Genomic DNA, 22,124 nt, shown 5'->3' with positions numbered 1-22,124 from the left:
TGTGGTTTCTAACTTTGTGTTCTTCGTGAAAAACCTTCGTGTCCTTTGTGGTTAGAAAAAATTACAAATTCCCCTTCAACTCCAACTCTTCCGCTACCTCTTTCATGGCCTCAATGCAATCGTGAATCAAATCAGGAATTTCCATGCCCAGCATTTCGGCACCACGTTCAATCACGGTGCGGTCTACTCCGGCAGCAAAGCGTTTGTTTTTCCAGTTGCGCTTTACCGATTTCACCTTCACATCCAATACCGATTTCGATGGGCGAATTAAAGCTGTGGTACGAATCAGTCCTGTTAATTCATCTACTGCATAAATGGTTTTTTCCATTAAGGTTTCAGGAACCACATCGGTACAAGTAAGGTAAGCATGAGCTTCAACTGCACGAATGTATTCCTCGGGCCAATTGGCTGCTTCAAGTATCTCACGGGTCTTTTGGCAATGTTGATCGGGGAACTGTTCCCAATCCATATCATGAACCAATCCAATAATTCCCCATTTTTCTTCGTCCTCGCCATGTTTACGGGCGTAGTATCGCATACAAGCCTCAACAGCCTTGGCGTGGATAATTAAACTTGGGTTTTTGGTGTATGTGGTAAGCAGTTCCAGTGCTTCTTCTCTTGTAGGAATATGTGACATGAATTACGAATTATTAATTACGAATTCCAAATTTATAAAAAATAGATCCACAAATAGACGCAATTGGGCACAAATTAAAACAACGAAGTATGTGTTCGTTAAAATATTTGAGTGTATTTGTGTGCATTCGTGGATAACAAAATTAAGCTGTATCATACATTCATCATAGAAATCCGCGTCTGACTATTGTTTAAACTGAATTTAAATAGTAGTTTTAAGACCCGAAAGTCTTTTATTGTTTTCTTAAGGTTTGCAGCTTGTGACTTGAGGCTTTTTAAGAGAGTGGTAACAAGATATACTTGGAATTAAAATTACACTTATGAGCAATCAGAATAATACAAACAGAAGAGGTTTTTTACAGAAATTAGGATTAACGGTTGGAGCTGCAGCTTTTATTGATACTGAGGTGTTAGCTGATGTTAATCTGAATAAATATTCGAATGTTGAAGATCGTGAAGCCTTCCTTAACCGATATGAGAAATGGGTAGATCAGTACATTGATGTAGTTGAGGAGGAGAAGAAAAACAAAGAGAATATTGCCAACAAGAAAAGAATAATGGAGCTATCGGAAGAGGCCAACGGATGGCAAGAGCAGATTAAAGAATACATCAAGCATGATGATTTTAAATCCAAATATATTGAAGTATCGAAAAGATTTGCCAACTCCATAACTCCCGAATTAGAAGCATAACCTTTCATATCAATTATTTATTGACGTAGCATGCTGCGTCTGTACTTATAAGAAGCGGTGCATTGCATCGCTTTTTTGTTTTTATACTTCAAGGGCACAGTAATGCCTTGTCTTTGCAAAATTATTAAATTTACAGCCTGATCAATTTTAAAACACCGATGAGTAAGACAAAAGCATGGATTCATGCATTTAGACTAAGGACTTTGCCTTTAGCACTTTCTAATATTTTTCTTGGCAGTTTGCTGGCTGCATCCGATCACAAGTTTAGCCTTAAAATATTTTTGCTGGCGACCTTAACCACCTTGTTTTTACAGATATTATCGAACTTGGCTAATGATTTGGGAGATTCTATTTCGGGTGCTGATAATGAGAATAGAGTTGGTCCGGAAAGAGCTGTTCAAAGTGGTGTGATTACCAAAAAGGAGATGACCAGAATGGTGATTGTATTTGTTTTGTTATCGCTGGTATCAGGACTTTGGTTGTTGTGGGAAGCATTGCAATTGTTGAATTATACTCAGGCATTAATCATGCTGGGAGTTGGATTGTTGGCCATAGGAGCAGCCATAAATTATACGGTGGGAAAGAATCCTTACGGATATAGTGGATTTGGAGATTTGTTTGTATTCCTCTTTTTTGGCTTGGCTGGAGTTATGGGGACCTATTTTTTGCATACCGGCGATTTAAACTGGACCATTTTCTTGCCAGCAACATCGGTTGGTTTGCTAAGTGTGGGGGTTTTGAATTTGAACAACATGCGCGATATCGAAAATGATTCTCATAGCGGGAAAAGAACTTTGGTAGTGAAAATTGGTTCTGAAACTGCTAAAAAGTACCATTTGTTCTTGATTGGCTTTGCAGTGCTTTCGGCTTGTGCATACGTATTTATTCATTGGAATTCGTTTTATCAGCTGCTATTTGTGATTAGTTTACCCTTGCTGATCAAACATACAGCAGTTGTAATAAAAAACAAGGTAGCAAGAGAATTAGATCCAGAATTGAAAAAACTGGCCTTGTCAACCCTTTTGTTTAGTTTGAGTTTTGGAATAGGCTTATTACTTTAGTATTTTATGTTTTTGGTTCTTCACCCTTTTGCCTGTCGGTATTTTCCCTTAAAAGGGAAAAACTGAGCTTGAAAATGTTATAATCTTATTGGTATGGTAATTTTAGATTATTGTATCTACACTAGATGAATAAGGAATTGATTACTATTTACTGATAACTGAAAAAGATGCTTAAAGCAGATTACATACATTATCCTCTAAATTTTAAACGTCCGAGTGGGACCTCTCGTGGAGTTTTAACTGAAAAAGATTCCTGGTTTATTCGTTTGTGGGACGATAATCAACCTGAGGTAATCGGGCTAGGAGAGTGCTCAATTATAAAAGGCTTAAGTCCTGATGATCGAGAAGGATATGAAGAAAAACTGCAAGAGCTTTGCGATCAGATAGCCGATTACTGGTACTATTTGGAAGGTGGTTTGAGAGAATGGCCATCTATTTATTTTGGTTTGGAAACTGCATTCCTGGATTTTAAGGCAAAAGGTTCCAAAATCCTGTTTTCTTCTGATTTTAGCAATGGTACCGATAGAATTCCTATTAATGGATTGATTTGGATGGGCGATCCTGTTTTTATGAAAGAACAGATCGAACAAAAATTAGAGATGGGATTTGATTGTATCAAAATGAAAATTGGGGCCATTGATTTTATGGAAGAATTAAGCTTGTTGGAATCTATCCGCAAAGACTTCGATAAAGATAAAATTGAATTGCGTGTGGATGCCAATGGTGCTTTTTCTCCCGATTCTGCCTTGGAAAAATTGAAGGCTTTGGCGCAATTTGATCTACATTCTATTGAGCAACCCATAAAGCAAGGCCAGTTAAAAGAAATGGCTAATCTGTGTGCCAATACACCTCTGCCAATTGCTTTGGATGAGGAATTAATTGGAGTTTACGATGCACCTACTAAGGCAGAATTGTTGGATAAAATAGCTCCGCAGTACATCATTTTAAAACCTAGTTTGGTTGGTGGAATTAAAGGATCTCAAGAGTGGATTGATGTGGCCAATGATAGAAATATTCCTTGGTGGATTACCTCAGCATTGGAATCGAATATTGGGCTGAATGCAATAGCCCAGTGGACATATACTTTGAATAATCCTATGCCTCAGGGCTTGGGGACGGGACAACTTTATACCAACAACATTGCTTCTCCATTGATTATCGATAATGGGTTTTTAAAATACGATACGAATTTAGGCTGGGATAAAATATAATGAACAGAGGACTTACAATAAACGGTAAAAACTACAAAGAAATAGAGCTTTTAAGCTATTGTAGGGATATTATTTCAAATTCGGATTACGAATGGGAAAAAGACTATTGTAAGTTTATTTTGGAGTGGTTGGCTGATGCTGATCAGGTAAAAGCCAAAACTTCGGGCTCTACTGGCGTGCCAAAGGCAATGTACTTATCAAAGCAAAAAATGAGAAATTCGGCCAAACTCACGGGGGAGTTTTTCAACTTTAAAGCAGGACAGAATGCTCTCTTTTGTTTGTCTGCCAATTTTATTGCTGGCAAAATGATGATTGTGCGTGCTTTTGAGTGGCAATTGAATTTGATACCGGTTGCTCCTGATGGACATCCTCTGGAAAATATCAGTTCGGATATTGATTTTGCAGCCATGATTCCTTTGCAGGTAAAGAACAGTTTGAAATTAGGGAAAGGCATTGAACAAATCAAGAAGTTGTTGATAGGAGGTGGGGCAGTAGATCAAGTTCTGGAGAATGATTTACAGGATTTAATTACTGAATGTTTTATTGGCTATGGAATGACCGAAACTGTTTCGCATGTTGCCATTCGAGCATTAAATGGGAAAAATAGATCTCAAGCCTACCAGGCGATGGGGAATGCGACCTTCTCAATAGATGAAAGAAGTTGTTTAAAAATTAATGCGCCAGTAATTTTAGAAGAACCTTTGCTTACCAATGATGTTGTTGAATTGATTGATAAATCCAAGTTCGAGTGGAAAGGGAGATTCGATAATGTGATTAATTCTGGTGGTATAAAATTGTTTCCAGAACAAATAGAGAAGAAGCTTGAAACAATAATCAATCAGCCTTTTTTCGTTGCTGGACTAACGGATGAGCATTTGGGACAAAAAGTGGTTCTTCTGATTGAATGGAAGGACGGTGATGAAAATCAGAAAAAGGAATTGAAAAATAAAATCAAAAGCCTGCTCGGTAAGTTCGAACAGGCTCGTGAAATATTTTATATCTCTGAATTTCAAAGAACATCAACCAATAAAATTCAGCGGGAAGCTACGTTGTTGGCAGCAAGTTCTTCCAAATAATTTACCAGCTGAACCAGTGCCTTTGAATCATTCCACTTATAATTGTTACTCTTCATAAACAAATTTGCAGAGCTTGTTTGATTCTTATAAATTTTTAGTAGTTCTAACCTTAAAGAATGCACTTTTTGAGGTAATCCACCATCTTTTTCTATAAAGAACATACTTCTTATATCACATTTCGCATCCGAACTTTTAGATTTCTGTATAAAATATCTTACATATAGGTTCTGTTGACCTGTGTAAATTTTTTGAAGATACCCTTGAATGGAATCACCATGTTGTAGATATTTCTTGTAAACGTAGTGAGTACCGTTAATTTCTACTTCGTTAATTTTATTTGGAGATGAAATTCTACAGTATTGCTTATTGATTTGACATTCAATTGCATCTTCAGCAATATTATATCGCATTCCGTTTAGGGAGATGATATTTTTATTGTGAGTTACTATTTTTCCAGGTAGGAAATAATCATTGGCATATAACAATTCGTTTGTATTATTTACACTCGGCGAAGGAACAAAATAATGCAAAATGCCATAATTTGGGAATTGTTGGGTTTGAACAGAATTATCAGAGCAAAATCCCGAAGGAATGTTAATTATCAAAATTAACAATAGGGGTAAAAATTTTTTCATAGAGGTTATTTTAGTTGTCTATTCTAAAAATAGAAACAAAAACTAAAAGAGCTATTGCTTAATGTATTAAGGATTTGTAGGATTTGATTGATGATTAATTTTTAGGTTTCGCACACGTTTGCAGGCCTTGGGAATAAAAAAATGATATTATATCATAAGTCAGATTAACTCCTGAGAATTGAATATTTATAAGAAGTATCGAGTAATTATAATAATAAAAAAGGGCTGAATCATCTATTTGAAACAGCCCCATTGTATTATTTTAGTTTGTCTTTAAATACTTTTTTAAACTTTTCCATCTTTGGTTTGATCACAAAGCTGCAGTACGGCTGGTTGGAATTATTGTTGAAATAATCCTGATGATAGTTTTCTGCAATATAAAATTTTGAAGCAGGAGTGATTTCTGTAACGATAGGATCATCCCAGGCTCCTGACTTATTTAGCTTTTCTTTATACTCAAGAGCAAGTCGTTTTTGTTCTTCAGAATGATAAAACACTGCCGATCTGTATTGGGTTCCAACATCCGCTCCTTGCCTGTTTAATGTTGTTGGATTATGTGTTTGCCAAAATACTTCAAGAAGTTCTTCAAAGCTAATTAAATTGGCATCATAGGTGATTTGGCAAATTTCGGCATGTCCAGTTTCTCCGCTACAAACCTCTTTATAATTAGGGTTTTTTGTTTCTCCACCCATATATCCCGATTCCACTTTTTCAACGCCATTAAGTTCTTGAAATATTGCTTCTACACACCAGAAACATCCCGCACCAAAGCTTGCAACTTCCATTTTTTTTGATTGATTTTCCGTATTCATACTTGTTTTACCGAATATTACTCCGGAAATGAAAAGAGCAGCTATCAATATTAACTTTTTCATACTATCCGGTTTAGTTATTTATAATGATTCTAAAGATAGCGTTTGAATATATGATATCAAAGTTAAAAGATCTTAAAGTAGAGTATTTGAGTTAATGATTCTTATTTATATTTGAATATGATTCAAAACAAGAATATTGCTGGAATAGTACTTTCCGGGGGGAAAAGCTCCAGGATGGGAACAGAGAAAGGATTGGTAAAATGGAATGGTAAACCATTAATTGAGTATTCAATTCATTGTTTACAAGAAATTTGTGATCAAATTGTGATCAGTTCCAATAAAGATTGCTACAACGAATATGGACTTCAGGTGATTGAAGATGAGATAAAAGACTGTGGTCCTATTGGTGGTATCTATTCCGTTATGAAGGCCATAAGTGCTGATTATTATGTGGTAATATCATGCGATGTACCTAAGGTTCCTTCCCAATTATTTGTTGATTTACTCGAAAATATTGCTGATGCGGATATGATATATGCTGTTGATGAAAGTGGAAAGAAACAGCCATTGGTTGCCATTTACAAATCTTCTTGTCTGGATATCATTGGAGAGGAATTGCGCAATGGAAAATATAAAATGATGAAATTGTTACAATTGTTTTGTAGCAAGGGTTTCCTCATCTCAAAGGGATTGAATTATTATTCAGCCGATATGCTTTCAAATGTAAATTCACCAGGTGAATTGAATCAGCTGTAATTACACTTTATAAAGAATTTGTTCGCCATTATCTAATCGTGTATCTTGTGATTATCTATTCAAACTACCTGATAATAAAGGATGTTTTTGTCTGTTATTAAAGAAAAATAGATTCAAATGTAATTTAGTAGAAATCTAAATAGTTGCATATGTGTTTAAATCAGAGGATTTGGACAAATTAACTTGTTTAGATTAATTACAAATCCAAAAAACATGTTGTAGAGCATGTATCGTGATCTTCATTTAATATATGTTTACATGCATAGATATAGTTTTCTAGATGTGTATATGTGTTTCGAAAAAAAAGATTTCACAAAATGAAGAGCAGAAGACAATTCATTAAAATTAGTTCCCTTAGTGCCGCTGGGTTAATATTTGGAGGAGGCTTGCTTGAGAGCTTTGCAAATAATCTGGTAAAGGAGAATAAATCCTATTTTAAAGGACCATTTGATTTCAAGCGAACCCCTACCTACTGTGAGGTGTGTTTCTGGAAATGTGCAGGATGGGTTTATAAGGATGACAATGGAAGAATTAAAAAGATCGTAGGAAATGATCTCGATCCTAATTGTAATGGTAGATTTTGTCCACGGGGAACTGGTGGAGTCGGAATGTATTACGATGAGGACCGCCTAAAAACTCCTTTGATTCGAACCGAAGAAAGAGGTAAGCAAACTTATCGTGAGGCCAGTTGGGATGAGGCTTTCGAATACATTGCCTCAAAAATGAAGCAGATTAAAAAAGAGTACGGACCTGAAAGTACGGCCTTGTTTACTCATGGATCTGGAGGTAAGTATTTTGGTACATTATTGAAAGCTTTTGGCTCAAATAATATTGCTGCCCCTTCTTATGCTCAATGTCGCGGTCCAAGAGAAGTTGCTTTTATTTCCACTTTTGGACAAGGAATCAATTCCCCAGAGAACACAGATATTAGAGACACCAAATGTCTGGTATTAATTGGATCGCATCTTGGTGAAAACATGCACAATGGACAAGTGCAAGAAATGTCTGATGCAATAGATAAAGGCGCAACAATTATTACTGTTGATCCTCGATTTTCAACGGTTGCAGGTAAATCAAAACATTGGTTGCCAATTAAACCAGCTACTGACAATGCACTTTTGCTTGCGTGGATGAATGTTCTTATCAACGAAGAGTTGTACGATAAAGAATACGTTGAAAAATACACATTTGGATTCGAGCAGTTAAAGGATCATGTTCAAAGATATACACCTGAGTGGGCTTATGGTGTAACAACGATTAGGCCACAACAGATCAGGGAAACAGCCAGAGAAATGGCCAATGCTGCTCCTGCAGTAATTGTTCATCCAGGTCGTCATGTTACTTGGTATGGAGATGATACCCAGCGTTTAAGAGCTGTTGCTATTTTGAACGCCTTATTAGGTAGTTGGGGAAGAAGAGGTGGATTCTACAATCCTGAAAAGGCAGAAGTGCCACATCATAAAATTCCCGCATTTCCAAGACCAAAGAAAAATTGGCGTGATGCAATGGGTGGTAAATACAACTTGGCTGATTTAGCATTAGCATCTGGTGTTTGTGATGCATCTATTCCAAGTCCTGATATGGATTATGCGGTTAAAGCCTGGATCGTTAATGGGACAAATCTCATTAATACACTTCCAGATCAGCAGAAAACGATAAAGGCAATTCAAGCATTGGATTTAATAGTTGTGGTTGATACTATGCCAATGGAAATTACGGGCTATGCAGATGTTGTATTGCCAGAATGTACTTACCTGGAAAGATATGATGCATTAAGAATATCGCAAGGAAGAGTACCAAGTATTGCCTTGAGAATGCCAGCAGTTGATCCGCTGTATAATACAAAACCAGCTTACTGGATGGCTAAAGAATTGGCCAAGAAATTAGATCTTCAAGATTATTTCCCGTTTGAAACCATTGAAGAGGAATTAGATTGGGAATTGAAGCAGGTTGGTACTTCACTGGAAGAGATGCAGAGAATTGGTGTAAAGCGTTTGGAACGAGAATTCGATGATTTGTATTTTGCTGATGGTGAAAATGTTGAATTCAATACAAATACAGGAAAAATTGAATTGTACTCAACTGCACTGGAGGAGGAAGGCTTTGATCCGATGCCAGTATATACACCGCATCCAGAACCAGCTGAAGGTTTTTATAGGTTGATTTATGGAAGAGCTCCAATGCATACTTTTAGTCGTACCGCCAATAATCCTAACTTAACCGATTTAATGGATGAGAATAGCTGTTGGGTTAACCCTAAGGTTGCTAAAGAATGGGATTTAAGTAACGGACAGTATGTTCACCTCGAAAATCAGGACGGAGTTATTTCTGAATTCCCAATAAAGGTAAGAGTAACCGAAAGAATTCGATTCGATTCAATATATATGGTACATGGTTTTGGTCATGCTGATAAGAGAATGAAGCGATGCTTTGGTAAAGGAGTTAGCGATACTCAAATGATTACCAATGTGATGACTGATCCTATAATGGGAGGTACCGGAATGAGAGGAAACTTTGTAACATTTAGAACGGATATAAAAAAATCGGAGGTGTAAGCTATGAGATATGCAATGGCTATTGATACTAAAAAGTGTGTAGGTTGCAGCGACTGTGTAGTAGCTTGCCAAACCGAAAACGATGTGCCAATCGGGTATTGCCGCGATTGGGTTGTTGAAGTAATGGATGGTACTTATCCTCAATTGGAAATGGAACTGCGTTCAGAGCGATGTAATCACTGTGAGAATTCGCCTTGCGTTCGTTGTTGCCCAACAGGAGCAAGCCATTACTCAGAAGGAGGTGCTGTTTTAGTCACTAAAAATGAATGTATTGGATGTAGTGCTTGTATTACGTCATGTCCTTATGATGCACGTTTTGTTCATCCAGAAGGATATGTTGATAAATGTACCTTCTGTTTACACAGGGTGAAGAACGGTATGCAACCAGCTTGTGTGGCAGTATGTCCAACAAAGTGTATGTATTTTGGTGATCTGGATGATCCAAGAAGTGAAGTTTCACAAGTTCTGAAAAAAAGAAAATATAAAACCTTAATACCCGAGGCAGGAACGAAACCTCACTTGTATTTCCTAATCTAAAACCGTGATAAAATGAGAGAAGAAATAATTGTAAGCGGCAGAAATAACCCATTAATCGATCCTCAATTACATGTTTGGCATTGGGAGATTCCAACTTACCTGTTTTTGGGAGGTTTGGCTGCAGGATTGATGTTTTTTGCTGCTCTTTATACGATTCGAAATAAAGAAAATGAATACAAAACAGCAGTTCGAATTGCTCCCATGCTGGCTCCAATAGCATTGGTACTAGGATTGATTGCTTTGTTTTTAGATTTGCATCACAAATTGTATTTCTGGAGGTTATATACAACCATTCGACTGGAGTCACCTATGTCTTGGGGAGCTTGGACCCTCATGGTTGTAACGCCGATTTCGATCATCTGGACTGCAATGCATATCAAAGACTTATTTCCTAAATGGAACTGGAAATTTGATGTGATCGAGGAGTTGATGGAATTTTTCCACAAACAAAAAAGAACACTAGCATGGATCATGCTGATTTCATCAGCTATACTAGGGATTTATACTGGGATTCTATTCTCGGCATTTAATGCTCGTCCACTTTGGAATACGTCTATTCTTGGTCCATTGTTCCTGGCATCTGGATTGTCGGCTGGAGCCGCAGTTGTTATTTGGATGTCAAAGAACCATTCAGAACGAAAGAGGTTTGCGCAACTGGATCTCATGATTATAGGAATTGAACTTTTCCTTATTATCCACATGTTTATGGGATTTTTGGCAAGTACTCAAGTTCAGATAGATGCTGCAAATCTATTTTTAGGTGGAGAATATACTGCACCATTCTGGATTTTCGTTGTATTTCTGGGGATGATTGTTCCTGCTATTCTTGAAGGAATGGAATTGAAAGGATTTAAGATACCTGTTGCAATTCCGGTAGTTCTAGTACTTTTTGGAAGTGTGATGCTTCGATTTCTTATAGCCAATGCAGGCCAGGCTAGTAGATGGCTTTACTAATCTATATTTTGAAAAAACTTAAAACATTATAAAATGAGCGAAGTGAAAAAAACGAAATACTTTAATCCGTACATCGGTGGAGTATTGTTGGGACTTGTGCTTTTGGCAGCAAATTTTGTTTCTGGTCGTGGATTAGGAGCAAGTGGAGCTATTAAAAGTGTCGTGGTATCTACAGTAAATACTGTTGCTCCGAGTCATGCTGAAAATTCAGCTTTCTATAAAAACTATAATGAAACCCATGAAAATCCAATGAAATCATGGTTGGTATTTCAAATGATGGGTGTTCTTGTTGGGGGATTTTTATCCGGAGCATTTGCTAAACGTTTGAAGTTTAAAGTAGAACACTCTCCAAAAATCTCATCCAAACGAAGAATAATTTTTGCCATTTTAGGAGGAATGTTCTTTGGTTTTGGTTCCCAGTTGGGACGTGGCTGTACCAGTGGATCTGCTTTAAGCGGAATGGCAGTACTTTCAGTTGGAGGCTTTTTAACAATGGCTGCAATATTTGGTACAGCTTTTATGTTGGCTTACTTCTTCAGAAAAAATTGGATTTAATTATAAATGAATAAACAAATAGATTATGGCACCATTAATTGTTAATGAAATAATTTCACCGGATACCAATTTGTTCATTGCGTTTTTAATTGGAATCGGATTTGGATTTGTGTTGGAAGGAAGTGGATTCTCGTCAAGTAGAAAATTGGCTGGAATGTTCTATGGATACGACACAACTGTTTTAAAAGTATTTTTTACAGCTGCCATTACTGCAATGGTAGGAATGTTATTCTTTAGTCTTTTTGGTTGGATCGATTTGGATTTTGTCTACATCAACCCAACTTATGTAACTTCCGCTTTGATTGGTGGAGTTGTAATGGGGATTGGATTCATTATGGGAGGATTTTGCCCGGGAACTGCATTCTGTGCATTTTCTATTGGTAAGCTTGATGCCCTTGCATTTATTGGAGGATTAATTTTAGGTATTGTTTTCTTTACTGAAGGTTATCCTTTGTTCGAAGAGATGTATAGAGCGAATTATCTAGGAACGCCTACAATGAATGAATTGTTGGATATTCCGAGAGGAGTATTTGCACTTGGTCTTATTCTTATGGCATTTGCCATGTTTTGGGTTGGTGAATGGGCAGAAAAGAAGTTCCCACGCGAAGAGTACTAGATGTAAACTTTTAAAAATCACTGAAATGAAAATGAGATTAATATTAGCTTCTGTATTTATTCCTTTAGGGATAATTATTGCAGCGATACCCGAAAATACTACGAAACAATTTAAATTAACTGCAGAAGAGTTGCTAGGTGAAGTGAAAGATGGAACTCAATTTGTTAGTACTGATGAGATTGCAGATATGTTGGTTCAAAAAGATCCAAGTCTTCAGCTAATTGATGTTCGCAGCCAGGCTGAATTTGAAAAATATAGCTTACCCGGAGCCATTAATATCCCTTTAACCCAGATTCTTTCTAATGAATATGAAGGATATATCAATCAAGGAGTAAAGATGAATGTTTTCTATTCAAATGGAAATCTTAAGGCAAATGAAGCTTGGATGTTGGCAAGACAACTAGGATACGAAAACAATTTTGTAATGCAAGGAGGTTTGAACTATTGGGCAGAAACCATTTTAAATCCAGAGGCACCAAAATCGGTTATGGCAGATGATGAAATTGCAAAATATGATTTTAGAAAAGGAGCAAGTGCTGCCTTAGGGGGTGGTAATGCTATGGTGACAAATACTAATACTGAGAAAAATCCAAAACCTACCATTAAAAAACGCAAGAAGAAAAAGCGTGCTGCAGGAGGTTGTTAGTATAAGGATTAATAAAAATAGAAGCCTTTTCGATGAATTTCGAAAAGGTTTTTTTATGACCGTTGTGAATTGAATAGATAAAAGTCGGATGTATCGATGAGAAATCTCTATCTGATTTAATAATTATGTAAGTTATTGATACTCTGCTTATTTACATTGAATAAAAATTAAGGAAATCTTTAAAAATTATTAAAATTAAACTATTGAAATCTAGATAGTTAAAAATATGGTAGGTTCGATATGTAGATATATGATATACAACATATATAGATGTGGAAAGAGTTGGTATTTTGTTTTCAAATCCTAATTATCAAACTAATTCATTACAGAAGATGAAAAAAACTTTTAAAATTATTTTTGCGGCATTCATCGTATTTGCAGGAATGTTGGCATCTAACCAGGTGATGGCAACCGACGGTTATTTTAGTTGTGGGTACGGTACTCAAAGTAAAGGTATGGGTGGTGTTGGTATCGCATGGTATAAAAATTCTTTAATCAATGGAAACCCAGCAGGTTTGGTTTCTTTAGGAAAGCAATACTCTATTAGTGTTGGATTGTTTAATCCGAATAGAGAATATACTGTTACAGGTAATCCTTCTATGATGCCTGGTACTTTTGGTTTACTTCCGGGAACTGTTAAAAGTGATAGCAAGATGTTTGTTATTCCTTCAATTGGTGCAAACTGGATGCTAAATGATAAAAGTAGTTTCTCTATCGCTTTATTTGGAAATGGTGGAATGAACACGGATTATCCACCTACAACTTTCCCAGATGGAAGTAAGATGGGAACTTTTGGTAGTAATGGGGATACTGGAGTAAATCTAATGCAGATGTTTCTTGGAGTATCTTATTCAAGAAATATTGCTAAAAACCATAGCCTTGGTATAACAGGTTTAATTGCATACCAAATGTTTGAAGCTAAAGGTTTGGGAGCTTTTGCACCATTTTCAAGTGCTCCTGATAAGTTAACTGATAATGGTATGGATAAAGCTACTGGTTTTGGATTCAAACTTGGTTATATGGGTAAATTGGCCAAAGGTCTAACTCTTGGAGCTAGTTATCAGACCATGTTATATATGAGCGAATTTGATGATTATGCAGGATTGTTTGCTGAGCAAGGTGACTTCAATATTCCTTCAACTTGGACCATTGGTTTGGCTTATGAAATTAATGAAGACTGGGCTGTAATGGCAGATTTCAAGAGAATTAATTATACTGACGTTGCTTCTGTTTCAAATCCGATGGATCCAATGGCATTTGCAACAGCTCCTTTAGGAACTGATGACGGAGCTGGTTTTGGTTGGGAAGATATCAATATTTTGAAATTTGGTATGGAATATTCAGGTATTAAAGACTGGACATTACGCACAGGATATTCTCATGCCGAACAACCAATTCAAAGCTCAGAAGTATTGTTTAATATTCTTGCTCCTGGTGTGATTGAAGATCATGTTTCGTTTGGATTTAGTAAGAATATTGGAGATTCTGGAAAAGCAGTACATGTAGCATTCTGTTATGCATTACCAGCATCAGTTAAAGGATATAATCCAATGGATTATGAGTTTGATACTAATACTGGTATGCCAATCGGTCATAATCAAACCGTTAAACTGGAAATGAATCAGTTAGAAATTGATATCGCATTTACATTTTAATAGAACTTTATAATAAAAAAGAGAGGATTTCATTAATAAATCCTCTCTTTTTTTATGATTTCTTGATAAAAGTACGCTTGTACAAAGCTCCCATAATATCCTTAAAGGTATTGGGCTTTACACCTAATTTTCTATTCTCCATGCTGATTTCATATACCAATCTCATGTGTTGAATAATCACTTTATAAGCCTTTAGTAAAGGAAAATCAGGATCGTAAATGTGAGCTGGTTCAGAATTGGTGCCATTTAATTCAATAATTTTGATATTTTTCCCTTCGTATAAATCTTCTAGGCTATTTACTTTCATATCAAAACGTCCGTAATAATATCCATCTAAAGGTTTTGATATTTCTCGAAAAACAGATACCAGTTTTTCATTGATCAGATCATTCCCGTCTAAGAATTTAGTTCCTCTGTTGTGATTTCCAATCGGTTCTAGTTTGTAACTAATGCCAGAGGGAATTATTTGATTCCATTTAGACTTGTATTTATTTTTTAAGTAGGATATTCTGCTGCTAGCCCTAATATTTGTTTTTACCAATTCAGAAAATTTTAATTTTCCATTACCTGTGATGGTTAAAAACTCTTTTCGTACAATTGATGTGATTCCATCTTTTTTGGAAATTGGGAAACGATGATAGAATATGCCCAATTCAATAGGAAAATCGATAAATTCCTGAAAAAGGATGTCTTCATGTTTTTCTTTCATAAAGGAAAGAAGGTCAAATTCTGAATCTACTTTTTCAACCCCAACACCTCTTTCACCAACATTCGGTTTGCACACAATGGGAAAGTCCATATCATGATCCAGCATGAGTTGTTTTACATCAGATAATTCAATCTCAGAATGCGCTACAAACCCTTTGGGAATATATTGTTTGTCAATATTGCTTAGAATGTTCATTTTATCCATGCCAAATGCTCCCCCAAACCTCATTGCAGGATTGGCTGGTGTGAAGTAAGCGAATGCTCTTGCTTTAATAGCAAGGTAAATACCATAAAAAAACATTGGGATGTAGAAAAACCAGAATGGCCAGAATTCGAAATGAAACCACTTAGAAATGATGAACGGGATTTTTATTTTTCTACTCATAGTTTTTCTGTGTAAATATTAAAATGATTTTTCAAGGTAGTAATTTCTGTTTTTATTAAAAGTTGATTTGAATAAAATCATATAGGTATTGGTTAAAATTACTTAAGGCTATGATATATATTGACAATTTGATATCTTGTACTTATAACCATTTGTACCATATCTATGCAGAATCATATTTTTATAGCTAATAGAGAAATCTTAAGTCAACTTATCCATTTGTGTGAAAATATAACTCCTTTGCAATATTGTGAAGCTTTAAACCTATTGTCTCAAAATACCATAGGCAAGCATATGCGTCATATTATTGAATTTTATGACATTTTAATTGAAGCTTATGAAGAGAATAAACCAATAAGCTATGATGATAGAGTGCATTGCATCGAAACCGAAACCAGTTTAGTGTTGGCTTCTCAAAGGTTAAGCAAAGCCCTTAATTGGGTTGAAAATGCACAAACTGATAAAAAATTAATGTTGATTGTTAGTTATGATAGTGAAGGGAAAAATAGTATTTCAATTCCGTCAAGTTTAGAACGAGAATTGGTATACAATATTGAACATGCAATTCATCATATGGCAATTATTCGTATTGCGATTGAAAAAGAGTTTCCAGATATCGAATTGCATAAAAATTTTGGGATAGCTTACTCAACAATAAGGTATAGAGACGATTTATGTGCACATTAACATATATACCTATAGATAATAAGAATTTCATTTTTACCACAAATAGAGATGAAGATCCTAATAGAATAGCTTTGCCTCCAGATAAGTATATCAATAATAATATTGAAAGCTTGTATCCAAAAGATCCAGAAGGAAATGGAACTTGGATGTTGTGTAATAAATATTTCAGTGTTTGTTTATTAAATGGGGCTTTCGTAAAGCATAAACATGAACCACCTTATAAAAAGAGTAGAGGACTTGTTGTTTTAGAGTATGAAAAATTCAAAAATACAATTGAGTTTGTATTGAATTTTGATTTTGTGGGAATAGAACCATTTACAATGGTTGTAGTAAGATATAATTCGGAAATTTTAATGGAGGAAGTGAGGTGGGATGGTAGCTCGGTTCATTATAAGAAACTTGATCCGAAAAGAGCTGAAATTTGGTCATCATCAACTTTGTATGATGAAACAGCAAAAAAAATGAGAAAGGCTTGGTTTGTAGATTGGAAAATGATGGATGATATATCATACTCTAAAGTGCTTGATTTTCACAAAAATGCTGGTTGTAACGATTTGTTTAATGGATTGGTCATGAATAGAAAGGAACTGGTTAAAACTACCAGTATTACCCAAATAATACATGACAAATTAGGAATAAGAATGAGGTATGAAGATCTTCGTACAAAAGAAGTAACAGAGAAATATATGACAAAAGAAAAGAGTCTCAATTGAGACTCTTTTTTATTAGAAATAAAATAACAAGTAGAGTAATTATTTTCCAGGACATTGAGAAATGATATCCTGTGAAATATCTTGTTTTCCATATGATTTATCAAATTCACAAGAGAATTTCTCAGCTAACTTTTCAGCTGTTTTTTTGTAATCTTCCTTGTTTTCCCAAGTATTAATTGGATTTAAGATTTCAGTTGGAACATTTTCACAAGAAGTAGGAATATTTACATGGAACAATTGGTCTTCAGTATATTCTACATCATTTAATTTTCCACTTAAAGCTGCGTCAACCATTGCTCTTGTATATTTTAACTTGATACGAGAACCTGTTCCGTATGAACCACCACTCCAGCCAGTGTTAATTAAGAAAACATTGGTATTGTGTTTTTCCATTTTCTCACCAAGCATCTCAGCGTAGATATTTGGATTACAAGGCATAAATGGTTGTCCAAAGAAACGTGAGAAAGTTGCCTGTGGCTCTGTTACTCCGGTTTCAGTTCCAGCTAATTTCGATGTATATCCCATAAGGAACCAAAGCATTGCTTGCTCTTTAGTCAGTTTTGAGATTGGAGGCAATACACCGTATGCATCGGCTGTAAGGAATAAAATTGTATTTGGATTCCCCGAAGTTGAACTCTCCTTAATGTTTTTCAAGAAACGAAGTGGATAACTTGCTCTTGAGTTTGGAGTAAATCGATCATCAAAGAAATCTAACTCTCCGTTTGGATAAATCATTGCATTTTCAATAATTGCACCATGTTTGGTATAATCATCTTCGTGCATAACAGCGTCATAAATTTCAGGCTCATTTTCAGGCTTGATATCAATCATTTTAGCATAACAGCCATTTTCAAAATTGAAAATACCATCGTTACTCCATCCATGTTCATCATCTCCTAAAAGAGCTCTGTTAGGATCAGCTGATAAAGTGGTTTTACCAGTTCCCGAAAGACCTAGAAGAAGGGCAGAATCACCATTTTTGCCTTCGTTTGCTGAACAGTGCAAAGGAAGAACACCTTTAAATGGCAAATAGTAATTCATTACAGTGAACATCAATTTTTTCATTGCTCCCATGTAAGAAGAACCAATAACGATCCCTATTTTCTGATCGAAATCAACAACTACGCAAATGTCAGATGTTTCTCCATTGGGAAGTTCTCTTACCAGACCTTTGTAACGATCTTTATTTAATTTGTTGTTTGGTAAAGCAATCAAATGAAATTCATCATTTGCAAAAATCGATTTGTCAAGGTCATTAGGTACTGGTCTAAACATGTTGTCGATAAAAACCTGACTTAAACTTTTATCAGTAATGGTTTTTACTGGCAATGCATATTTTGAATCTGCACCAATTACTCTATCGGTGATATAAACTGTTTCTTTTTCATCAATCATCTTTAAAGCGTCTTCAAAAATCATCGAAAACGTTTGCGGATTCATAGCGATATTATTGGCTGATGACCAGTCTATATTTAATTCACTTTCAGGATTTCTTACAATATAAGTATCCTTAGGACTTCTACCTGTAGAATGAGGAGGTGTCCAAGTTGCAAGTGAGCCGTTCTTTGTTAAAACTGCTTCTTTATTTTCTACTGCTTGAGTAATTAGAGATTCTCTTGAAAGATTCTCTTGAATGTTGGAATGCTTTTTTAATGATTCTTGTAATTCTGCAATCATATTAACTTCAATAGCGTTCATGTGACATTTAATATTTGGTTTGGAGCTTCAAAAGTATGACTATATATGAATAAATCCTACTATGTACATATTTTTTTGTAATTTTTAATGTATTATTTCTCAGTAAGTTTTACTACTTTTACCATGGGAAAAATTGATCTAGGGACGTTAAAATCGTTTCTTTTTTTCAGTTTTCCCCTCTTTTTTTGTTTAAAATAATTTCATCTTTTCTTTGAGCTACAAACGTTTGCGTAAAAATCATTAATTCTAAATAATTTAAAATTATGATTAAGAGTGTCGGATGCCTGAGATATAGACTAGCAGGAAGATTTCTTACTAAAAGTTATAAAAAAACCTCCAAAGCAACTGCCTTGGAGGTATTAAAAATGACATTTATTTCAGATTCCATTAAAAAATGGAAAGAAAATTTAATTAGTCTTTAGATCTTGGATGGAAATTCTTGATTGTTTCTTTCAAATATTCTCTATCCAAATGTGTGTAAATTTCAGTTGTTAAAATTGACTCGTGACCTAACATTTCTTGTACGGCTCTCAAATCAGCACCACCTTCTACAAGGTGAGATGCAAAAGAGTGACGGAAAGTGTGAGGAGAAACATTTTTCTTCAAACCAACTTTCTTAGATAAGTTCTTAATAATGGTAAAGATCATTACACGTGATAACTTACGACCTCTTCTGTTCAAGAATAAGATATCTTCACTATCCTTATCGATATTTAATTTACCGCGATAGTTTTTAAGATACAATTTGATTTCTTTTTTAGCTTTCTTTCCAATTGGAATTAAACGTTCTTTGTTTCCTTTTCCATGAATTTTAATAAATCCCATACGGAAATGAAGGTTAGAAACTCTTAAGTCGATTAATTCTGATACTCTCAATCCACAAGAATATAAAGTTTCAAGAATTGCACGGTTTCTTTGTCCTTCTGACTTGTTCATGTCAACAGCTTTTACCAAAACGTCAATTTCGTCTGTAGTTAAAGTGTCAGGAAGTTTACGTCCAATTTTTGGAGCTTCTAATAAAGCAGTTGGATTTTTTTCGATAATTTCTTCTAATAATAAATACTTAAAGAAAGCTTTAATACCAGAAATTACACGTGCTTGTGTGCGAGGGCTAGTACCTGCATCGTTAATCCAAGCTACAAAATCCTTCAAATGTTGAAGTACTACTTCTTCAGGAGTTACCTCGATATTCTTTTCTCTAAAGAAAGTAGTTAATTTAGTAATGTCATTAATGTAAGCGTCTACCGAGTTCTTAGAGAGAGACTTCTCTAAGGTGAGGTAGGTCTTAAAATTTTCAATTGTTGTTGTCCATTTCATTTTATCCAGTTTTTAGTATGTAGTTATAGTTGTAAATAATTTGCTTTATAATTTGTAGTTTTACTCAAGCATTTAAATATACGAATTGTTTATGATAATTCCTGAGTGCAATTTAAAAAAATATTACGTAAGCTGACAAAAATTTCATATACTATTTATGTTTAACCTTAAAAATTTTTGATAAGATGAATTTTTTGATAATAAATGGACCTAACCTAAATCTACTTGGAGTGCGCGAAAAATCTATATATGGAGAAGTTTCGTTTGAAACTTATTTTGAGGAGTTAAAGAAGATCTACGGAAAAATTCAACTTGAATATTATCAATCTAATATAGAGGGCGAATTGATTGATGAAATACATCGTATAGGTTTCGATTATGATGGTATTATTCTAAATGCCGGGGCTTATACTCATACTTCTGTAGCGCTTGGAGATGCGATTGCAGCTGTAAATACGCCTGTTATTGAGGTGCATATATCTAATGTGCATAAGCGAGAGCCCTTCCGAAGTAAAACCATGATTGGAAAGGATTGTATTGGCACAATTGCTGGGTTTGGATTGGATTCTTATCGTTTGGCGATAGAAGCTCTTTTATCCCGTTTGGACTAAAGTTATTTTTTTTGTGACAAAAGTTTTTTTTACATCGTTTGCAATTTATGCTATAAAATATGTACCTATAAGCTTGTAGTATTATTGACTATCTTTGTATTGCCAAAACTAATAATGAAAGAGTTTTTCTATGAAGAAGCATACGAAAATTATTGCAACGATTTCTGACAAGAGGTGCGATGTAGAATTTCTTACACAACTTTTTGAAGAGGGCATGAATGTTGTAAGGCTTAATACAGCACATCAAACACATGCCGATGCACAAAAAGTAATTGATAATGTCAGAGCTGTTTCAGACAAGATCGCATTACTTGTGGATACAAAAGGTCCTGAGATCAGAACGGTAGATGTTGAGGATGATTTATTCCTTAAAAGTGGTGATAGGATAAAAATTAAAGGAAAAAAAGAAGATGAAGAGGTAGATGACTGTCTGTTGGTTAGCTACGAAGATTTTGTTATTGATGTAGAAGTTGGTAAAAGGATCTTAATTGATGATGGAGAGCTGGAATTATTAGTTGTTGAGAAGCACGATGACTTCTTAGTAGTTGAAGCTAAAAATGAGGGCCCGATTAAAAATCGAAAGAGCGTAAACGTACCGGGTGTTTCTATTAAATTACCTTCACTTACTAAAAAAGACAGAACTTTTATCGATTTTGCCATTGAACAGGATATTGATTTTATAGCACATTCATTTGTTAGAAATAAAGAGGATGTTCTGGAAATTCAAAAAATACTGGATAAATATGATTCCAAAGTAAAAATCATTGCAAAAATCGAAAATCAGGAAGGTGTTGATAATATTGACGAAATTCTTGATCATGCATATGGAGTGATGGTTGCAAGAGGTGATTTGGCAATTGAAATCCCGGCGCAAAAATTACCTGTAATTCAAAGAAAAATAATTAGAAAGTGTATGGAGCGTAAAAAACCTGTGATTATTGCAACACAGATGCTTCATTCAATGATTAAAAATCCTAGACCAACACGTGCGGAAGTTAGTGATATTGCGAATGCAATATACAACAGAACGGATGCAATCATGCTAAGTGGAGAAACGGCTTATGGAGATTACCCGGTTGAGTCGGTTCGTACCATGAAAGAAGTTGCGATTGAGGTAGAGAAAGAATTATATCCTGATACAAGAAAGAATTTTGTTCCTAGTAACCAGGAATTAACGGCAATTTTGGCTCGTTCTGCAGTAAAATCATCTCAATTGCTTCCAGTAAAAGCAATTGTTACCGATACCTTAACAGGAAGAACAGGTCGTTATTTATCAGCCTACAGAGGAACTTCTCCTGTTTATGCTTTGTGTTATTCAAAAAGAGTTATGCGCGAATTGGCTCTTTCGTATGGTGTAGAAGCAGGCTATAGAAAATTATTGGCCAGTAGAGATGAGTACGTGAAGCAATCGATGTATACTTTAATGGAAAAGAAATACTTTACAGAAGATGATATGGTGATAATCATCGGTGGAAGTTTTGGTCCATCTAAAGGAGTTTCATTTATGGAAATCAGTAAAGTAGATCAGTTGACACATAAGGTGTAACAAAATAATATTGAAGCAAAAAAAATGCGAATCATCTCGATTCGCATTTTTTTTAACCT

General features: G+C 35.1%; 22 protein-coding genes. 16 read left to right on the top strand and 6 right to left on the bottom strand.

Annotated elements, in window-relative coordinates; all coding sequences use genetic code 11:
- Positions 1–61 precede the first annotated feature (61 nt).
- Complete coding sequence (locus ACKPCA_RS09140) at positions 62–637, bottom strand: HD domain-containing protein (protein ID WP_321282544.1); 576 nt, start codon at positions 635–637, stop codon at positions 62–64.
- Positions 638–956: 319 nt separating this feature from the next.
- Between ACKPCA_RS09140 and ACKPCA_RS09135 the strand changes: the two genes are divergently transcribed.
- The 4 genes from ACKPCA_RS09135 to ACKPCA_RS09120 all read left to right on the top strand — a co-directional run bounded on the left by ACKPCA_RS09135 (position 957) and on the right by ACKPCA_RS09120 (position 4,676).
- A complete protein-coding gene (locus ACKPCA_RS09135; protein ID WP_321282543.1) occupies positions 957–1,328 on the top strand; it encodes a twin-arginine translocation signal domain-containing protein in 372 nt (123 codons plus the stop codon).
- A 158-nt stretch (positions 1,329–1,486) separates the two neighbouring features.
- The gene (locus tag ACKPCA_RS09130; protein WP_321282542.1) at positions 1,487–2,389 is read left to right on the top strand and encodes a 1,4-dihydroxy-2-naphthoate polyprenyltransferase; all 903 of its coding nucleotides are present in this window, start codon (positions 1,487–1,489) and stop codon (positions 2,387–2,389) included.
- Between the two features lie 167 nt (positions 2,390–2,556).
- The gene (locus ACKPCA_RS09125; protein WP_321282541.1) at positions 2,557–3,600 is read left to right on the top strand and encodes an o-succinylbenzoate synthase; all 1,044 of its coding nucleotides are present in this window, start codon (positions 2,557–2,559) and stop codon (positions 3,598–3,600) included.
- A complete protein-coding gene (locus ACKPCA_RS09120) occupies positions 3,600–4,676 on the top strand; it encodes an AMP-binding protein (RefSeq protein WP_321282540.1) in 1,077 nt (358 codons plus the stop codon). The genes ACKPCA_RS09125 and ACKPCA_RS09120 overlap by 1 nt, the downstream gene beginning before the upstream one ends.
- On the opposite strand, the gene ACKPCA_RS09115 is transcribed toward ACKPCA_RS09120, so the two are convergent.
- Positions 4,634–5,311: a hypothetical protein gene (locus ACKPCA_RS09115; RefSeq protein ID WP_321282539.1), complete on the bottom strand. Its 678-nt coding sequence runs from the start codon at positions 5,309–5,311 to the stop codon at positions 4,634–4,636. The genes ACKPCA_RS09120 and ACKPCA_RS09115 overlap by 43 nt on opposite strands.
- 257 nt (positions 5,312–5,568) lie before the next feature.
- Positions 5,569–6,186, bottom strand: a complete 618-nt coding sequence (gene msrA / locus ACKPCA_RS09110) for a peptide-methionine (S)-S-oxide reductase MsrA (RefSeq protein ID WP_321282538.1) — start codon at positions 6,184–6,186, stop codon at positions 5,569–5,571.
- Positions 6,187–6,303: 117 nt separating this feature from the next.
- On the opposite strand from msrA, the gene ACKPCA_RS09105 reads away from it, so the two are divergent.
- From ACKPCA_RS09105 to ACKPCA_RS09070, 8 genes are all read left to right on the top strand, one after another.
- Positions 6,304–6,882, top strand: a complete 579-nt coding sequence (locus ACKPCA_RS09105; protein ID WP_321282537.1) for a molybdenum cofactor guanylyltransferase — start codon at positions 6,304–6,306, stop codon at positions 6,880–6,882.
- Between the two features lie 317 nt (positions 6,883–7,199).
- Positions 7,200–9,437 (top strand): molybdopterin-containing oxidoreductase family protein, encoded by a 2,238-nt coding sequence (locus tag ACKPCA_RS09100; protein WP_321282536.1) that lies wholly within the window; start codon positions 7,200–7,202, stop codon positions 9,435–9,437.
- Between the two features lie 3 nt (positions 9,438–9,440).
- Complete coding sequence (locus tag ACKPCA_RS09095) at positions 9,441–9,974, top strand: 4Fe-4S dicluster domain-containing protein (RefSeq protein WP_054717313.1); 534 nt, start codon at positions 9,441–9,443, stop codon at positions 9,972–9,974.
- A gap of 12 nt (positions 9,975–9,986) precedes the next feature.
- A complete protein-coding gene (nrfD, locus tag ACKPCA_RS09090; RefSeq protein ID WP_054717316.1) occupies positions 9,987–10,928 on the top strand; it encodes an NrfD/PsrC family molybdoenzyme membrane anchor subunit in 942 nt (313 codons plus the stop codon).
- Between the two features lie 33 nt (positions 10,929–10,961).
- On the top strand, positions 10,962–11,483 hold the full coding sequence (locus tag ACKPCA_RS09085) for a YeeE/YedE thiosulfate transporter family protein (protein WP_321282535.1): 522 nt from the start codon (positions 10,962–10,964) through the stop codon (positions 11,481–11,483).
- A gap of 25 nt (positions 11,484–11,508) precedes the next feature.
- Positions 11,509–12,099, top strand: a complete 591-nt coding sequence (locus ACKPCA_RS09080; RefSeq protein WP_321282534.1) for a YeeE/YedE thiosulfate transporter family protein — start codon at positions 11,509–11,511, stop codon at positions 12,097–12,099.
- A gap of 31 nt (positions 12,100–12,130) precedes the next feature.
- Entirely contained in the window at positions 12,131–12,745 is a 615-nt protein-coding gene (locus ACKPCA_RS09075) for a rhodanese-like domain-containing protein (RefSeq protein WP_321282533.1), read from the top strand.
- A 332-nt stretch (positions 12,746–13,077) separates the two neighbouring features.
- A complete protein-coding gene (locus ACKPCA_RS09070; protein WP_321282532.1) occupies positions 13,078–14,400 on the top strand; it encodes an OmpP1/FadL family transporter in 1,323 nt (440 codons plus the stop codon).
- A 52-nt stretch (positions 14,401–14,452) separates the two neighbouring features.
- Here ACKPCA_RS09070 and ACKPCA_RS09065 read toward each other — a convergent pair whose 3' ends face one another.
- Positions 14,453–15,493 carry an ATP-grasp domain-containing protein gene (locus tag ACKPCA_RS09065; RefSeq protein ID WP_321282531.1) on the bottom strand — a complete coding sequence of 347 codons (1,041 nt, stop codon included), beginning with the start codon at positions 15,491–15,493 and terminating at the stop codon, positions 14,453–14,455.
- A 165-nt stretch (positions 15,494–15,658) separates the two neighbouring features.
- Between ACKPCA_RS09065 and ACKPCA_RS09060 the strand changes: the two genes are divergently transcribed.
- Together ACKPCA_RS09060 and ACKPCA_RS09055 are read left to right on the top strand one after the other, a co-directional pair.
- Positions 15,659–16,180 carry a DinB family protein gene (locus tag ACKPCA_RS09060; RefSeq protein WP_157471359.1) on the top strand — a complete coding sequence of 174 codons (522 nt, stop codon included), beginning with the start codon at positions 15,659–15,661 and terminating at the stop codon, positions 16,178–16,180.
- Positions 16,168–16,893, top strand: coding sequence for an NRDE family protein (locus ACKPCA_RS09055; RefSeq protein ID WP_054717342.1), 726 nt, complete (start codon positions 16,168–16,170; stop codon positions 16,891–16,893). The genes ACKPCA_RS09060 and ACKPCA_RS09055 overlap by 13 nt, the downstream gene beginning before the upstream one ends.
- A gap of 39 nt (positions 16,894–16,932) precedes the next feature.
- On the opposite strand, the gene ACKPCA_RS09050 is transcribed toward ACKPCA_RS09055, so the two are convergent.
- Both ACKPCA_RS09050 and xerD read right to left on the bottom strand, forming a co-directional pair.
- Positions 16,933–18,591 (bottom strand): phosphoenolpyruvate carboxykinase (ATP), encoded by a 1,659-nt coding sequence (locus ACKPCA_RS09050; RefSeq protein ID WP_321282530.1) that lies wholly within the window; start codon positions 18,589–18,591, stop codon positions 16,933–16,935.
- Between the two features lie 411 nt (positions 18,592–19,002).
- Complete coding sequence (gene xerD, locus ACKPCA_RS09045; RefSeq protein ID WP_054717346.1) at positions 19,003–19,908, bottom strand: site-specific tyrosine recombinase XerD; 906 nt, start codon at positions 19,906–19,908, stop codon at positions 19,003–19,005.
- Between the two features lie 185 nt (positions 19,909–20,093).
- On the opposite strand from xerD, the gene aroQ reads away from it, so the two are divergent.
- Both aroQ and pyk read left to right on the top strand, forming a co-directional pair.
- Positions 20,094–20,519: a type II 3-dehydroquinate dehydratase gene (gene aroQ / locus ACKPCA_RS09040; RefSeq protein ID WP_054717349.1), complete on the top strand. Its 426-nt coding sequence runs from the start codon at positions 20,094–20,096 to the stop codon at positions 20,517–20,519.
- Between the two features lie 130 nt (positions 20,520–20,649).
- Complete coding sequence (gene pyk / locus ACKPCA_RS09035; RefSeq protein WP_054717352.1) at positions 20,650–22,065, top strand: pyruvate kinase; 1,416 nt, start codon at positions 20,650–20,652, stop codon at positions 22,063–22,065.
- Positions 22,066–22,124: the final 59 nt, after the last annotated feature.

This window comes from Marinifilum fragile (assembly GCF_963677365.1).
Lineage (GTDB): Bacteria > Bacteroidota > Bacteroidia > Bacteroidales > Marinifilaceae > Marinifilum > Marinifilum fragile.
The sequence above is the reverse complement of the archived record's forward strand: the minus strand, read 5'-3'. Positions and strand labels throughout refer to the sequence as shown.

Bases quoted from the DNA above. Each gene is read 5' to 3' on its own strand.
- ACKPCA_RS09140 (WP_321282544.1), bottom strand. From the start codon at position 637: ATGTCACATATTCCTACAAGAGAAGAAGCACTGGAACTGCTTACCACA.
- ACKPCA_RS09135 (WP_321282543.1), top strand. From the start codon at position 957: ATGAGCAATCAGAATAATACAAACAGAAGAGGTTTTTTACAGAAATTA.
- ACKPCA_RS09130 (WP_321282542.1), top strand. From the start codon at position 1,487: ATGAGTAAGACAAAAGCATGGATTCATGCATTTAGACTAAGGACTTTG.
- ACKPCA_RS09125 (WP_321282541.1), top strand. From the start codon at position 2,557: ATGCTTAAAGCAGATTACATACATTATCCTCTAAATTTTAAACGTCCG.
- ACKPCA_RS09120 (WP_321282540.1), top strand. From the start codon at position 3,600: ATGAACAGAGGACTTACAATAAACGGTAAAAACTACAAAGAAATAGAG.
- ACKPCA_RS09115 (WP_321282539.1), bottom strand. From the start codon at position 5,311: ATGAAAAAATTTTTACCCCTATTGTTAATTTTGATAATTAACATTCCT.
- msrA (WP_321282538.1), bottom strand. From the start codon at position 6,186: ATGAAAAAGTTAATATTGATAGCTGCTCTTTTCATTTCCGGAGTAATA.
- ACKPCA_RS09105 (WP_321282537.1), top strand. From the start codon at position 6,304: ATGATTCAAAACAAGAATATTGCTGGAATAGTACTTTCCGGGGGGAAA.
- ACKPCA_RS09100 (WP_321282536.1), top strand. From the start codon at position 7,200: ATGAAGAGCAGAAGACAATTCATTAAAATTAGTTCCCTTAGTGCCGCT.
- ACKPCA_RS09095 (WP_054717313.1), top strand. From the start codon at position 9,441: ATGAGATATGCAATGGCTATTGATACTAAAAAGTGTGTAGGTTGCAGC.
- nrfD (WP_054717316.1), top strand. From the start codon at position 9,987: ATGAGAGAAGAAATAATTGTAAGCGGCAGAAATAACCCATTAATCGAT.
- ACKPCA_RS09085 (WP_321282535.1), top strand. From the start codon at position 10,962: ATGAGCGAAGTGAAAAAAACGAAATACTTTAATCCGTACATCGGTGGA.
- ACKPCA_RS09080 (WP_321282534.1), top strand. From the start codon at position 11,509: ATGGCACCATTAATTGTTAATGAAATAATTTCACCGGATACCAATTTG.
- ACKPCA_RS09075 (WP_321282533.1), top strand. From the start codon at position 12,131: ATGAGATTAATATTAGCTTCTGTATTTATTCCTTTAGGGATAATTATT.
- ACKPCA_RS09070 (WP_321282532.1), top strand. From the start codon at position 13,078: ATGAAAAAAACTTTTAAAATTATTTTTGCGGCATTCATCGTATTTGCA.
- ACKPCA_RS09065 (WP_321282531.1), bottom strand. From the start codon at position 15,493: ATGAGTAGAAAAATAAAAATCCCGTTCATCATTTCTAAGTGGTTTCAT.
- ACKPCA_RS09060 (WP_157471359.1), top strand. From the start codon at position 15,659: ATGCAGAATCATATTTTTATAGCTAATAGAGAAATCTTAAGTCAACTT.
- ACKPCA_RS09055 (WP_054717342.1), top strand. From the start codon at position 16,168: ATGTGCACATTAACATATATACCTATAGATAATAAGAATTTCATTTTT.
- ACKPCA_RS09050 (WP_321282530.1), bottom strand. From the start codon at position 18,591: ATGAACGCTATTGAAGTTAATATGATTGCAGAATTACAAGAATCATTA.
- xerD (WP_054717346.1), bottom strand. From the start codon at position 19,908: ATGAAATGGACAACAACAATTGAAAATTTTAAGACCTACCTCACCTTA.
- aroQ (WP_054717349.1), top strand. From the start codon at position 20,094: ATGAATTTTTTGATAATAAATGGACCTAACCTAAATCTACTTGGAGTG.
- pyk (WP_054717352.1), top strand. From the start codon at position 20,650: ATGAAGAAGCATACGAAAATTATTGCAACGATTTCTGACAAGAGGTGC.